This window comes from Streptomyces sp. NPDC056061, from assembly GCF_042266885.1.
Taxonomy (GTDB): Bacteria; Actinomycetota; Actinomycetes; order Streptomycetales; family Streptomycetaceae; genus Streptomyces.
Window position 1 is genome coordinate 380,957 of the sequence record NZ_JBHJWQ010000003.1, and the last position, 13,536, is coordinate 394,492.

10 protein-coding genes, 1 tRNA gene and 1 pseudogene are annotated in these 13,536 nt (G+C 70.4%); 4 read left to right on the forward strand and 8 right to left on the reverse strand.

Features of this window, described 5'->3' with window-relative positions; genetic code table 11:
* Positions 1–60: 60 nt before the first annotated feature.
* Positions 61–1,455 (reverse strand): NAD(P)/FAD-dependent oxidoreductase, encoded by a 1,395-nt coding sequence (locus tag ACFC79_RS07750; protein WP_376236534.1) that lies wholly within the window; start codon positions 1,453–1,455, stop codon positions 61–63.
* Positions 1,452–1,682, reverse strand: a complete 231-nt coding sequence (locus ACFC79_RS07755; RefSeq protein WP_376236536.1) for a ferredoxin — start codon at positions 1,680–1,682, stop codon at positions 1,452–1,454. Before ACFC79_RS07755 ends, ACFC79_RS07750 begins: the two co-directional genes overlap by 4 nt.
* Positions 1,683–2,637: 955 nt before the next feature.
* Between ACFC79_RS07755 and ACFC79_RS07760 the strand changes: the two genes are divergently transcribed.
* Positions 2,638–3,456 (forward strand): toll/interleukin-1 receptor domain-containing protein, encoded by an 819-nt coding sequence (locus ACFC79_RS07760; protein ID WP_376236538.1) that lies wholly within the window; start codon positions 2,638–2,640, stop codon positions 3,454–3,456.
* A gap of 221 nt (positions 3,457–3,677) precedes the next feature.
* A complete protein-coding gene (locus ACFC79_RS07765) occupies positions 3,678–5,375 on the forward strand; it encodes a hypothetical protein (protein ID WP_376236540.1) in 1,698 nt (565 codons plus the stop codon).
* 25 nt (positions 5,376–5,400) lie between these two features.
* Here the strand turns inward: ACFC79_RS07765 and ACFC79_RS07770 are convergent, their stop codons facing one another.
* Positions 5,401–5,973, reverse strand: coding sequence for a TetR/AcrR family transcriptional regulator (locus ACFC79_RS07770; protein ID WP_376236541.1), 573 nt, complete (start codon positions 5,971–5,973; stop codon positions 5,401–5,403).
* Between the two features lie 96 nt (positions 5,974–6,069).
* Between ACFC79_RS07770 and ACFC79_RS07775 the strand changes: the two genes are divergently transcribed.
* Complete coding sequence (locus ACFC79_RS07775; RefSeq protein ID WP_376236544.1) at positions 6,070–7,890, forward strand: carboxylesterase/lipase family protein; 1,821 nt, start codon at positions 6,070–6,072, stop codon at positions 7,888–7,890.
* Between the two features lie 273 nt (positions 7,891–8,163).
* On the opposite strand, the gene ACFC79_RS07780 is transcribed toward ACFC79_RS07775, so the two are convergent.
* The 4 genes and pseudogenes from ACFC79_RS07780 to ACFC79_RS07795 all read right to left on the reverse strand — a co-directional run bounded on the left by ACFC79_RS07780 (position 8,164) and on the right by ACFC79_RS07795 (position 11,848).
* Positions 8,164–8,382, reverse strand: a complete 219-nt coding sequence (locus ACFC79_RS07780; protein WP_376236546.1) for an antitoxin — start codon at positions 8,380–8,382, stop codon at positions 8,164–8,166.
* A gap of 43 nt (positions 8,383–8,425) precedes the next feature.
* Positions 8,426–9,403 (reverse strand): phosphorothioated DNA-binding restriction endonuclease, encoded by a 978-nt coding sequence (locus ACFC79_RS07785; protein WP_376236549.1) that lies wholly within the window; start codon positions 9,401–9,403, stop codon positions 8,426–8,428.
* A 165-nt stretch (positions 9,404–9,568) separates the two neighbouring features.
* A pseudogene (locus ACFC79_RS07790) lies at positions 9,569–10,206 on the reverse strand (LysR family substrate-binding domain-containing protein); the annotation flags it as partial.
* A 145-nt stretch (positions 10,207–10,351) separates the two neighbouring features.
* Positions 10,352–11,848: a hypothetical protein gene (locus ACFC79_RS07795; RefSeq protein WP_376236551.1), complete on the reverse strand. Its 1,497-nt coding sequence runs from the start codon at positions 11,846–11,848 to the stop codon at positions 10,352–10,354.
* A 1,193-nt stretch (positions 11,849–13,041) separates the two neighbouring features.
* Here ACFC79_RS07795 and ACFC79_RS07800 point away from each other — a divergent pair.
* Positions 13,042–13,356 (forward strand): hypothetical protein, encoded by a 315-nt coding sequence (locus ACFC79_RS07800; RefSeq protein ID WP_376236552.1) that lies wholly within the window; start codon positions 13,042–13,044, stop codon positions 13,354–13,356.
* Positions 13,357–13,446: 90 nt separating this feature from the next.
* Here ACFC79_RS07800 and ACFC79_RS07805 read toward each other — a convergent pair.
* A tRNA-Ser gene (locus ACFC79_RS07805) sits at positions 13,447–13,534 on the reverse strand.
* Positions 13,535–13,536 lie beyond the last annotated feature (2 nt).

Sequence of the window (13,536 nt, forward strand, 5' to 3'; positions counted from 1 at the left end):
GGCCGCACGGATCGTCGGACGCACGCGGTGTCGGCTGCGCGGGTGGCGGACGGGACGGGGTCAGCCCCCGGCCGGGGTGAACGTGATCCGCTGGTCGGTCGGCGCGTAGCCACTCACCGTGACGGACGGCCCGTGGCTGGGCAGGGAGGGGTCCGGGAACTCGGCCGGGACCGGGCGCAGACCCTCCGGACGACGATCCACCGAGGCGTACGGCGGCGGGAACGGCGCGGCCGACTCGATCTGCCGCCGGTAGAACTCCAACCACTTCGTCTGGTCGAAGGTGACGGCGGCGATGACCCGGTCCTGATACCCGTACACGCAGGTGAAGCGGTGATCGGGGAGTGAGCCCTGGGCGACGACGATCTCCTCGCCCAGGGACGGAACACCGACCGACTTGATGTTGACGCCGAACTGGGCGGACCAGAACGCCGGCACCCACAGGTGCGGGCGACGCTCCGAACTGCTGCTGACCATGTTGTGCGCGGCGGTCTCGGCCTGTGCGACGGCGTTGCCCCAGTGCTCCAGGGACAGGAACTGGTACCCGAAGAGCGGATGCGGGGAGCGGGCGACGTCACCGGCGACGAAGACGTCGTCCGTGACGATGCCCCGGACGTCGAAGGCCCGGCATCCGGCGTCGCAGGCGATGCCGCGCGGACCGGCGCCGAGCCCGGAACCGGCGAGCCACCCCGTGTTCCGGGACGCGCCGAGCGAGACCACCGCGACATCGGCGTCGACGGTGGTGCCGTCGGACAGATGGGCACGCCGCAGGCGCCCCGCCGTGTCGCCCTCCAGCGCGGTGACCATGATTCCGCACCGCAGATCGACACCGTTCTCGCGTTGCAGTTCCGCGGCCACTCGGCCGACGACTCCGCCGAGCGCGCCCACCAGCGGCGCCGCACCGCGTTCGGCGACGGTCACCGCCAATCCGCGCTCGCGGCAGGCCGAGGCGATCTCCGAACCGGTGAACCCCGCGCCGATGACGAGCACCCGCCGGGGCGACGCCGCCAGCCGCCGTTGCAACCGGGCCGCGTCGTCACGGGTGCGCAGGACGAAGACCCCGTCGAGCCGGGCCTCCGCCTCGTGCGGCCAGGGCCGGGCATGCACACCGGTGGCGATCAGCAGCCGGTCGTACTCCACCTCGTCCCCGTCGGCGAGGCGCACCCGCCTGGTCGCCATGTCCAGCCCGGTGGCGGCGACGCCGAGCCGCCAGTGGGCGTCGATGGCCGTACGCCGGGGCAGCGCGGTGCGGTCCGCCTCCGCCCGGCCCAGCAGCACCTGCTTGGACAGCGGCGGCCGGTCGTACGGCTCGTGGGGCTCGTCCCCGATCAGCGTGAGCGACCCGGTGAAACCCTCCTCGCGAAGAGTCTCCGCGGCCCGCAGACCTGCCAGCGAGGCGCCGACGATCACGATGCGCCCCTCGCGCCTGAACCGTTCCAGGGACCCGTCGGCGTTCACCGGTCGGCCCCCCGTCCACCGACGGCCGCGTCGCCGTGGTCGTCCTCCACCAGGATCGCCTGCACCGGACACGCGGCGGCGGCCCGCATCACCTGCTCCCGCTGCGTCTCGTCGGCGTGCGGCTTGTACAGCAGCGCCTCGTCGCCGTGCATGGCGAAGACGTCGGGCGCGAGGAAGGCGCACTGCGCGTACCCCTGGCACCGATTGAGATCGACGACAAGCCTCATCAAAGGGCCGTCCTTCCGGCGTTCCGAGTAGTACCCCCGTGCCTCAGCCTGTGAGCGCCGCAGCGGTTCCGCGAGCGAGCGCGGCCCAATGGAGTCATCGCACGCGAGGCCCCCTCACCCCACCGGAGGCACGACACATCGGGGCGGCCCGTACCGGAGCCGACGGACCCGCCCCTCCCGGACACCCGCCCCTCCCGGACACCCGCCCCTCCCGGACACCCGCCCCTCCCGGACACCCGCCCCTCCCGGACACCCGCCCCTCCCGGACACCCGGATACCCGAAACCCCGATACCCCGATACCGAAAAATATGGAGAAACCCCTTGACTCGTGCCAAAAGCGGAGGAAAATCTCTAATACACCAGAAAACCAGAGCGAGTCGCACCATCGGCGAAGACGTTCGTCGAGCCGAGTGACCCACTTCGTGGCTCTGGCCAGGCCCCCGGCGGATCCACCCGATTCCGGAGTTTTCAACGACGGTTGAAACCCACGGAACAGGGAGGGACTACCGGGGACTGTCTTGTGTCCGGGCCCCGGAGCCCCGGTTTCCTGAGTGATGCGGACGGACGCGGACGCCTGCGCCGATGCATGCGCCGCCCTCTTCCGGGTCCCGCCCCGACCTCCGGGAAACTCCGGCCGACGCGGTCGTGCATCCGGGCGCCATCGACCCCGCTGCCGGATGCGGCGGGCGGCCCACCGAATGACCCACCCCGGGTACGGCTGCGCCGCGACGGGCGCCGACGCCTGAATGCGCAGGACCGTTCCTGGTAGGCCATGCCAACGTGTGCAGCGCATGGGCGTCCCGTTCAGGGGCGTCGCACCTTGCCCGAACGGCGTGCCGACGAGTGTCCGGGCGCCGCCCCCGTACGGACGGTCGTCGAAGGGGCCGAGGTGGGGGCGTGCGCGATCCGGCTGCTCCGGCGACGCCGTATGAGCGCATCGAAGGAGATACCGCCGTGTCCCTGATCTTCGTGAACTACCGCACGCAGGACGAGGAGGCCACTGCCACGCTCGTCGAGAGAGAACTGTCCCGCGTCTTCGGGGACGAGAACGTCTTCCGGGCCGGCAAGTCCATCGGCCCCGGCAGCCGGTACCCGCAGGAACTTCTCACCGCTGTGCGCCGCTGCCGGGTCCTGCTGGCGGTCATAGGACCCCGGTGGCTGGCGAGCCGGTCCGCCGACGGCCGTGGTGCGTTGGACAACCCCGACGATTGGACGCGCCGGGAGATCTTGGAAGCATTCGAGACGGGGGCCGTCGTCATCCCTGTTCTCGTCGGCCGGACGGAACGCCTCAGGGCCGAAGACCTTCCTCCGCAGCTCGCCGTCCTCGCCGATTGTCAGTACCGTCGCCTCGATCACCGCAACGCCGATGTCGACCTCGCCCGGTTGACCCATGACCTCATCGGGCTGCTGCCCGAACTTCCTGTCGGAACCGGGGCGAACGGCCACTCCACCGGGACTTCGGCGGCGCCGGATCCCGACCGAGCGGGTGAGGTGCCGGTCAGCCGCCCGGCGCACGTGGTCGAGTGCCGACAGCGCGGTGGGATAGGCCGTATCGGCGGTGACTTCTCGGGCACGTTCGTCAGCGAGCCCCGGGGCCCCGTCCACACCGGGAGCGGCCATCTCTACCAGGTGCCCGAACAGCGTGTGGCTCCGCGTCGCCCCGAGGGCGGCGAGGACACGCGCGACGTGTCCGACCGGCGGCAAACCGACCGGCAGGAAACCGAACGGCAGCGGCCGATCCGGGACGTGCGATCGGCAGGAGCGGAGTGGTGAGCGCCCACGGCCACATATGCGTGACCGCACCGCGAGGGCCCGTCCACGGAGGTAGTGGAGATCAATACATCACGTGGACGAACTGCCCGGATGAGCGGGCGGACGGAACAAGCAGCACGCGGTTATGGATTTCTCGGGAGTACTGCCGCCACCTGGGCCGGTGCTTTGTTCCCCCGCGTCACTACGGTCGAGCCGCCGACGCATTGCTGAGGGCAGGAGCGGTGATCCTGCTGGACGGCCCCGCCGGGATCGGCCGACGAGCATCGGCGATCATGCTTCTGACGGACGCGATGGTCGATGGCGGTCGGATCGAGGAACTGCCCCCGCACCCCGGGGACGACACTTTCGACATCCGCCCCGCCGATCGCTACCTGCTGGACCTGTCCGACGTCTCCGACGAGGACTATCCGTCCGTGCAGCGCGCCCTCCTGCATCGCAGATGGCGGGTCGAGGAGTGCGGCGCCCGCATGGTCGTCGTGCTCCCGGCCGGCCTCGGGCGGATGCTCGACGCGGATCTCGTCCCACGGGTGGTCTCCCTCGAACGGCCGTCGGCCCGCCATGTCTTCAGCCGGTACCTGCGGGTGCACGGCGTGACCTGGGAGCCGAGCGAGCTGAACACCGACGAACTCACCCGTGTCTTCGCCACCGCACCCATGCGGGAGCTGGCCCGCCTGGCGGCACTTGTCGCGAGGGCCCGGGACACCAGCCTCCATGGCGCGGGTTTCGCGGAGTGGCGGGAGAGCGCCGTGTCGGCCGCGACCACATGGTCCGACGAGGTGGCCGAGCAGCTGAGGAAGCACCGGAGCGTTCCGGAACGCTCCCTGCTGCTCGCCGCCGCCATGGCCGAGGGCGCGTCGGCGGAGGCCGTGCAGTTCGCCGCCGACCGCCTGCTGGACGTCCTTGAGCACCCGCGCGACCACACGCCCACGCTGGGCAGGGCGGGCCTCGGCGAACGGTTGAGGGCACTGGACATCGAGCGCGGGGACGACGGCAGGGTCGGGTTCACCGGGCTCGCCTACGGCAGCGCGGTGAGGCGGCACTTCTGGGAGAACTTCCCCGAGGCACGGCCGGACTTCCGTGACTGGGTGGGGCAGTGCGTGGAACTCCCGGAGTTCGGCGCCGAGGACCGGACGCGACTGGTCGTCAGGTTCGCGGAGCGAGCCCTGGCCGCCGGGCGCCCCGGTGATCTGTGCGAGCTCGTGGAGCGGTGGACGGTGCCCTCGGCACGCGGGCCGTTCCGTGCCGAGGCGACAACCGCCCTGGAAGCGGGCCTCTGCCACGAACGGCACGGTTCGTACGTCCGCGGCCGCGTGTACGACTGGATCGTGAGGGCTCCCCTGAGGCCCGCACTGGCCGCCGTGCTGACGGACGTCTGCGTACGGGTGATTGCGGCAACCCATTCCGAGCAGGCGATGGTCGGACTGCTTCACCTCGTGCGACGGCAGGAAGGTGTGGAGGCCGCGGCTGCCCGTTCGGCATTGCTGACCCTGGCCCGGGGAAGTCGGGAGTTGTTCCGCCGCCTGTCCGAACACCTCGTGAATTCCGCCTCGTCACCGGGCCCCGGGCCGGACATCCTGCTGGAACTGCTGGATCCCGTCGAGTTGCGGATCACCCCGCCCCGGTCGGAGTACACCCTGGCCCGGCGGGCCGTCATGAGGGCGGGACCCGTCGCGGTCTGGACCCGACCGTCCGTACCCATTGCCCACGTGGCGGCCCTGGTGGACGAGTTGGGGCTGGAGGAGGACGTGCGGAATACGTTCATCCGGCGCCTGGTGGGCATGTCGGTGGCGGGCCGCAGGGACGCCGCGGACGGGACCCGCCGGGATTTGCTGCATGCCGAGGGCGATGTGCCCGTCGTGGAAGCGGCGACGACAACGACGTACGGGGCACGATCCGCCCCCGGACAGGACGGGGCGTAGGCCCGTAGGCGGGACGCCGGGCGGCCTACTCCGCGAGGCGTCCCAACTCCCGCAATCCGCACAGGACCTCGGCGGCCGTGGGGGCGTTGGCCGGGTCGCCGAGGTGCTGGATCATCACGCCGGACATGAGGGCGAGTTGAACGCTGCCGAGTGTCCGGACCGAGGTGTCCGGCACCTCGTCCTCGGCGACACCCGCCACGATCGCGGCGAGCCCGCGACGCCCCTGGGCCAGGCCGTCCGCCAGCGGCTCGCGCAGTTCCGGGCGTCGCCTGGCCTGCATGAACAACTCCAGCGAGGCCACCCATAGATCGGGGTGGGCGGCGAAGTCCTTGATGAGGCCGTCCCACACCTGCTCGAAATGACGCTTCGTGGAGCCGTCGGCGTCCGGGACCAGTGCCCGGCCCATGGCGTCGCCCCACTCGTCGAGGATCTCGAACAGCGCCTGGTTGAGCAGCGTTTCCCGGGAGCCGTAGTGGTAGCCGATGGCGGCCATGCTGACGCCGGCCGCGGTGGCGATGTCACGGACGCCGGTCCGGTCGTACCCCTTCTCCCGCAGGCAGGACTTGGCCCCGGCGAGGAGCGCTTCACGGTTTCCCATGCGCGGCAGCGTACCAGTGTGTTGAGCGAACGCATGAGGCGATCGCTCAACACACATGTCTTGCGCGATCGCCCAAATCTCTCTAGCGTTCCGGCCATGAGACAGACGGGGCACACCAGAAGCGTTTTCACGTGGCTCACCGCCGCCATGGCGTTGGGCGGGATCGGGCTCGGACTCGCCGCGCCCGCAGAGGCGACGGCGGGCAGGGGACCGGCGGGCGTGTCGTCGGAACGAGCGGGCGGCATGGGCGTCACGGGCGGCATGGGCGTCACGGGCACCACGGCCGCGGAGGGACGGGGAACGCGCGACACCGTCGTCGCCACCACCGGGGGAAGGGTGCGCGGCGTCGCCCACGACGGCCTGCGCAGTTTCCGGGGTATCCCGTACGCGGCCCCGCCGGTCGGTGAACGGCGCTGGGCACCGCCCGCGCCGGTGGCGGCCTGGAGCGGGGTGCGTGATGCGACGGTGCCGGGCGCGGCCTGCGCGCAGCCGAAGGGGCTGCCGGTCGGGGTGCCGAGCGAGAACGAGGACTGCCTCTACCTGAACGTCACCGCACCTGCCGCGTCCGCCGCGTCTGCCACGACCACCAGACCTGCCGCGTCCGCCGGACCTGCCGCATCTGCCGAGCCTGCCGCGTCCGCCGCATCCGTCGGATCTGCCATGCCCGCCGCATCTGCCATGACCACCGGACCTGCCGCGTCCGCCGCGTCCGTCGTATCCCCGGCGCCCGCGACCTCCGTCGCTCCCGAGGGCGGGCGCCCGGTGATCGTCTGGATCCACGGCGGCAGCCTGATGTACGGCACCGGTGACATGTACGGACCCGATCGGCTCGCCGCTGCGGGCGCGGTCGTCGTGTCCATGAACTACCGGCTGGGCGTCATGGGCTTCCTGAGCACCCCCGCCCTCGAGGACGCCGACGGTCTCGGTCTGCGTGACCAGCAGGCGGCCCTGCGCTGGGTCCGCGCGAACGCCGCCGCGTTCGGCGGTGACGCGGGCAACGTCACGATCATGGGGCAGTCCGGCGGCGGCTACAGCGTCTGCGGTCACCTCGCCTCACCGCTGTCGGCCGGGCTCTTCGACCGCGCGATCGTGCAGAGCGCACCCTGCGCCACGGGCGGTTCCCGTACCCGGGCCGAGGCAGCGGCCGACGCCGAGCGGGTCGTCGAGGCAGTGGGATGCGGGAAGAACACCGCGGCCTGTCTGCGCGCGACCCCGGTGGCCGGCCTGCTGAAGGCGTACGGCCCGTTCAACGAGCCCCGTCCCGTGGCCGGTACGGATCTGCTGCCGCTGTCCCCCGGGGAGGCGTTGCGCACCGGACGGTTCAACCGGGTGCCGGTGCTCGTCGGTGTCACCCACGACGAGGAACGCGGCGCCGTCCTCGGCCAGGAACTGGCACCGGGTGGATCGCCCATGAGGCCGGAGGAGTACGAGCCCGCGATCCGTGCGGAGTTCGGCGACCGGGCCGACGACGTGCTGAGGCGCTACCCGCTCGTCGGCTTCCCTTCGGCCGGGGAGGCACTGGCGACGGTCCGTACGGATGCGGGCTGGTCGGCCCCGACCCTGGACACCGCACGGCTCTTCTCCCGGTGGGTGCCGACCCGGATGTACGAGTTCGCCGAGCGTGACACTCCGTGGTTCGACGGCTATCCGACACCCAGCTTCGCTCAGCGCGCCCAGCACATGTCCGAGCTGGCCTACCTGTTCGACCTCTCGCTGTTCCAGGACGTGAAGGACGAGCAGACGGCGTTCCGGAACCGCCTGATCGGCGCCTGGGCGGACTTCGCCGCCACCGGCCGGACGGAGTGGCCCGCCTTCGGGTCCGGCGGCGGGTACGTGCAGACGCTCGCCTCGGACGCGTGGCGGCGCGCGGACTTCGCCGCCGACCACCACTACCGGTTCTGGAAGCACCAGGGCTGACCGCTCGCCACCGCGCCACGGGGACCACGGCGTTGTCGCCCGTACCTTGCCGACAGCGGCTCGGACTCGCCCGCATACCCAGCGCGGTCGCCTGCCGTCCTGCCGTCCTGCCGTCCTGCTGTCCTGTCGTCCTGCTGTCTTGCCGTCCGGCTTGTCCTGCCGCCTTCCGTCCGGCAGGACAAGCCGGACGAAAGGCGGCAGGAGCCGGATGGCAGGCGGTCGCCGGCCGACAGGCGACCGCCTGCCGGGCGAGAGTCGGCGTCCTGCCTCGCGTCAGTCCTTCTGCGCGCGGTGGTGCTCGCCCTTCTCACCCAGCTTCTCGACGAATTCCTGCGCCTTGTCCACAGCGGTGTCGATCTTGTCGCCGTGCTTGCCGCCGGTCTTGTCGTCGATGAAGTCACCGGCCTTTTCAAGTCCACCGGAGATCTTGTCCCCGTGAGTCTCGGCGATCTCCTCGGCCTTGTCCTTGAGGTTCTTCAGAGCGTCAAACATGCGGAATCCCGGCTTCCTTTGGTGAAGTGCCTGGTCAGGAACGTCAGGTACATGATTCCACGGCGGAGTCGGCGAGTGGGTTACAGCCTCGGGCGGCGGCGCCGGGGCGAGGGTCGCCGTGGAAGACCTGATCGGTGTGCCAGGCACGGTGGGCGGACGCGACGGTGGGGAGGCCAGGTTGCGGGCCGACGAGCGGGCGGCCCGCGAGTGCTATGACGTGCTCGCGGGCAGCGGCACTGTGTCCGACGAAGCGCTGCGAAACCATGACGCGGAGGCTGCACTCGCCCGGGGACGGCGACCGGGGCGCGTCGGCGATCCCGAGAACTCCCTTGTCGAAGAGCTTGTGGTGCAGCGAGCACAGGCACAGACCGTTGTCGACATCGTCCGGACCGCCGAACGCCCACCACCGTACGTGGGCGGCCTCCAGGCCGACCGGTGACGAACCGATCCTGCCGTCGTAGCCGCAGAAGGCACACCGGTACTCGTAGGCGGTCAGCACCATCTCCCGCATCCGCCGGTCCCGATGACGTCGCGCCTCCGATCGCCGACCGTCGTCCCGCAGCGGCTCCCACTCCGGCTCCAGCCCGACGGCCTCGCACAGATCACCATGGAGCGAGGGAGGGAAGTTCCTGTCCAGCAGTACGCGTGCGATCCGGCCGACCAGCGAGGGGTCCCGCCGCAGTGCCGACCGCAGTTCCGGCACCAGCCGTCCTGCGGCCCCCGCCTCCCTCAACTCCCGGACCCCGCTGCCGGGACTGTCCGTCCCCCGATCGGTGCGGACCTCCCAGACCCCGTCGGCGACCAGATGGTGGAAGGGGTAGGAGGGCGTCGTCCGGTTGGACGGGCCGTACTCGGCGAGCAGCCCCTTCAGGTCCTCCTCCACCGCGGAGTACCGCAGTTCGCCCTCGGCGTCCCGCTGGAAGCGGCCGAGCGCGTAGAGGAACAGCAGGGGCTTGTGCGGGGCGCGTGCCCCGCTCCGGGTCCACTGCCGCAGCTCCGCAGCGCGTTCGAGCCAGTCCATGGCCGGCGATCGTACCCACCCCCGATCCGTCCCAACTCCCCGATCCGTCCCAACTCCCCGATCCGTCCCAACTCCCCGATCCGTCTCAACTCCCCGGACCGGACAAGCTCCCCGGACCACGTGGGCTCCCCGGACCACGTGAGCGGATGCGGACGGGGACGTCGCTCACAGCCAGTACTCCGATGCCGGACGAAGGTGCATCGGCCGCGAGGGCACGTCGGCGGTCGCGCCGGCCATGCTGCGCAGCACGTGCGTGGCCGCCTCCGCGAACGCGCCGACGGCGGCGTCACCGCGGCCCTTGGGCCAGGCGACGGAGTGCCGCAGGGCCAACGGGGCGCCGACGAGCGGACGCCACACGACCCCTGGCCCGGAGCCCGGGGCCGGTCGAGCACGTTCGCGGGACGGGTGTCGCGCGGCCCGAGGGCGACGGTCCCGGCGGACAGGACCAGGCCGCGCACGAAGTCGGCGCCCTGGCCGTGCCGGACGGTGCCCGGGGTGTAGCCGTTGCGGGCGCAGGCGGTCAGCAGGTCGTCGTACAGCGCCGGGGCCCCGGTGCGGGGGAAGAGGATCAGGTCGTACCCGGCGAGCGAGGCGAGCGGCACCTCGTCGAGCCCGGCCGCCGGGGCGGCGCCGGGCAACAGCACGCCCAGCTCGCGGCGGAGCACCGGGCCCAGTTCGAGGCCGGAGACGTCGCAGGGGTGATGGACGACTCCGACGTCCAAGCCGTGCGACGCGAACCGGGCGAGCTGCTGGGCGGTGGTCAGCTCGTGCAGCTCCAGTTCCAGGCCGGCACGGCGCGCCCTTGCCCTCCGGAGAGAGGAACGTCGTGCCGTCGCACTCTGACCTGTGGAGAGTTGGTCCCATCGACCACGGAAGGGCACGCGGGACGGTTCCGCCTGCGCCCGGATATTCCTTGTCCGTCCAGCAGGAAGGCAGAGGGTTTCGAGATCAGGCGTCGGCAGGGTCGGGCGCGTCGTCCTGGGGGCTCATCTGCTCCGGCTCCTGTTGTTGGGCTGGGATCTCGACGGTATGGGTGCAGCGCCACAAGGCCCTCGTCCCGGCCTCTGTGCGAACGGTTTCCTTGAGGCCCTGGTGGTCGCATTGGGTACACGCGCCGATGACTTCACGGTTGTACACCCAGCGGATGTCGGCGTGCAGCCGCCGGAAGCTGCCGAGCGCGAGGGGTGCTTTGTGCCAGCGGGGGGTCTCGTACTCGGGGATGGAGTGGTGGAGTTCGATCGCCTTGTCGATCTTTCCGTTGAGGCTCGTCACCGAGGCAGATGCTGCCTCCGGCGGCCCCATACGAGGATTGCGCTCCTTCCAGGCCGCAGCGGAGTCGGCAGCGCGCCATGCGAAGCAGATCATCTGGCCAGGGGTGTATCCGTGCTTGAAGCCCTTTCGGATGACGTCCGTGAGCTCCTCGCGCCGCGCTTCGGGTACCTCGGGACAGCCGTACTTCTTGGCGAGCAGGTTGTTGAGGTACGCCGCGATGTCCGCGATTTCCATCCGGTCCATCAGAGCGGTGAAGGCATCACGCGCCGCAGCTCCCTGGGGACCCGGTTGGGTCTGGAGGACGTACTTGATTTCCTTGGCGCGTTCCTGCGCGGTGGCTAGGTCGCCGATGACCCGCCAGGCGACCTCTGTGGAAATGAAGGCGATGCCGTCGCCATCCTGAGAGGGAGCGAACGCTTGCGACGGGTTCTCCGGTGCGATGGCGAGCAGAGGGCCGTAGTAGAGGGCCAGGAGGAGTTCCCGGTCCTGCTCGCCATCGCCGGTCCACCCCATAGGACCGATACTCGTAAGGCTGGGGAGTGCCTTGCCAGGACTGCTCGTGGCGTAGCTGACCAACGCCACATAGAGGGCTGGGGCCAGAGGATTTTCCACCGTGAGGGGGTCGGCTGGTTCGCTCTTCCCTTCCTCATCCTTGATCGCCTCGGCAATCAGGCGCTTGATTCGTTCGCCCTCCTGCTGCTCACGCTCCTGCTCGACGCGCCTCTGTTCAGCGGCGCGTTGTTGCCGCTCGGTCTCCTCGCGCCTCTGGATCGCCGAGCAGTCCCCGCAGAGGTACGAGGGGGCCTCGGCATCGAGGTACTTGCCGCCCACTTTGTTGGCCCAGGACCGGTTGGTGACGTTGATCGGTTCGGAGCAGTTCGCGCACGGGCAGTTGAGCAGGACGGCGTGAGAGTGCGCCGTGGCCACCGCACCGATGCCGCTGGTTACGCCGATGCTGCTGACGGTCCGGGCCCAGGTGCCGTCGTCCTTGACCTCCCAGTAGAGGGCACTGATCTTTTGGGCATCTTCGGGAGCATCGCGCTTGATCACGACGCGGATGCGGGGAGCATCTGGCGGAAACTCCCAGATGATCGGCTGCGGAGCAGCTGGTCGCCGTTGCGCCTGGTGCTTCTTGGCCCGTTCCCGCTTGCGGCGGCGTTCTCGCTTACCCACGTGTCTGTTCCTGGTCCATGTGTGGACAGTGGCGTACCTCGGGTGTCGACAGGGCGGGTTTCTGCCAAGCGCGATGCCTTCCGGAGCGGACCCGACCGAAGAAGCTCCCCAGCTCGGGCAGGTGCGGAACCGGCGCCACTTGCCTGGATGAGTCCGCAGGCCAGCGGTTTGGTCGATGGCTGCGTGGCCCGGTGGACTCGGCGGCGCCCTGTTGAACATCAGCTGTTGTCCCTACGGTTGAGAGATGGCAAATGGGGTGTGGCACACCGGATATGGCATAGAGGTCAATCTGTCCCTGCCCGACCTCGGTCACCCAGACCGTCCTGATCTACTCCAAGAGATCACCACCAGCGTGTCCGAGCGCGACCCGCAGCTCCTCGAATGCCTCGCGCACCACGACAAGCGCGAGTGCCACTCGGAGTCGGGCGGCAAGTCGCCCTGGATGTTCATTCGTCGAGGGCGCGTGGGCGGCCGGCGACCGCTCGTCGCCTCGCACCTGCCGATCACGCACAAGGCGACGCCGTCGGAGAGCGCCCAGCACAAGGCCACCAAGGAGCGGATCGTGGAGACCGCCGGGCGGTACGGTCTGGAGGCCGAGGCCGAGGTTTCCATCGGCAACCGGAGCAGCATCTCGGACGCCGTCGTTGTCGGACCCGGCAGCATACGAATCGGCTGGGAGATCCAGTACCACCACCTCAGTCCGAGCAGCGTTCACCGGCGCTCGGTCAACGCCGTGGAGCACGGCATCACCCCGCTCTGGGTGGCGAAGGATCGGACGGCTTCCCCGATCGACCGGGCGCCATGGGCGCGCGTGGACGACATGCCGTGGAAGGACATCGCCGACGGCAAGGAGATGGTGATCCGCGGTGGGTACCGGCACCTCGAAGTCTGGAAGTGCGTACCGAGCAGCGAGCGTCACTGCCTTGTCAGCGAGGGGGCCGGCCACTGTGGCGCGATTCACGCGGATTGGTTCGTGCCCGCCCTGTGCCTTCCGGAGAAGAAGCCGGTCTTCATCGAGGACCTGGTCCTGCAGAGCGCTACGGGGGAGAGCGTCCCGGTCTACGTGCCCAGCCGAGGGAACGGCCGCGCCGGTCGGCACATGTGGGTCTCGGCCGACGACCGCGCGCTGTGGCATGAGCTCATCGGCGAGAAGACCCCCCCTCCCCACGGCCCAGGCCGAAGAGGAGGACGACATGATCACCTTCGCCGAGCAGGAGATCGACCGCAGCTGCCGAGCGGGGGAGGAGGGCTGGTTCGTCAGCGACGGCCGCCCTGCCCGCGATCTCGACCGGCCGACCGGCGGCTTCACACTTCCCCGGATGCCGGTGCAGCGGTCCTGCGGCCCGATGCGGATCACCACCGTCGAACGCGCCGCCGCGTCCGCCGCGTTGGGATGCCCCCCGTGGGAGCTCGGGCTGTGCGCCGGATGCGGCCAGCTGATGCGGCGCTACGGGCGGAACGCCGCCATGTACTGCAATGTGTGCCGGGCCGTCCTCAACGGGCGATAGCCGGGAACTGCAACCAAAACTGCAATCGTGCACGTCGAAGGGCCCCACCGCGAACGGTGGGGCCCTTCGACAACGTGCCCGGTGAGGCACTGGCGGAGGATACGAGATTCGAACTCGTGAGGGGTTGCCCCCAACACGCTTTCCAAGCGTGCGCCCTAGGCCACTAGGCGAATCCTCCGC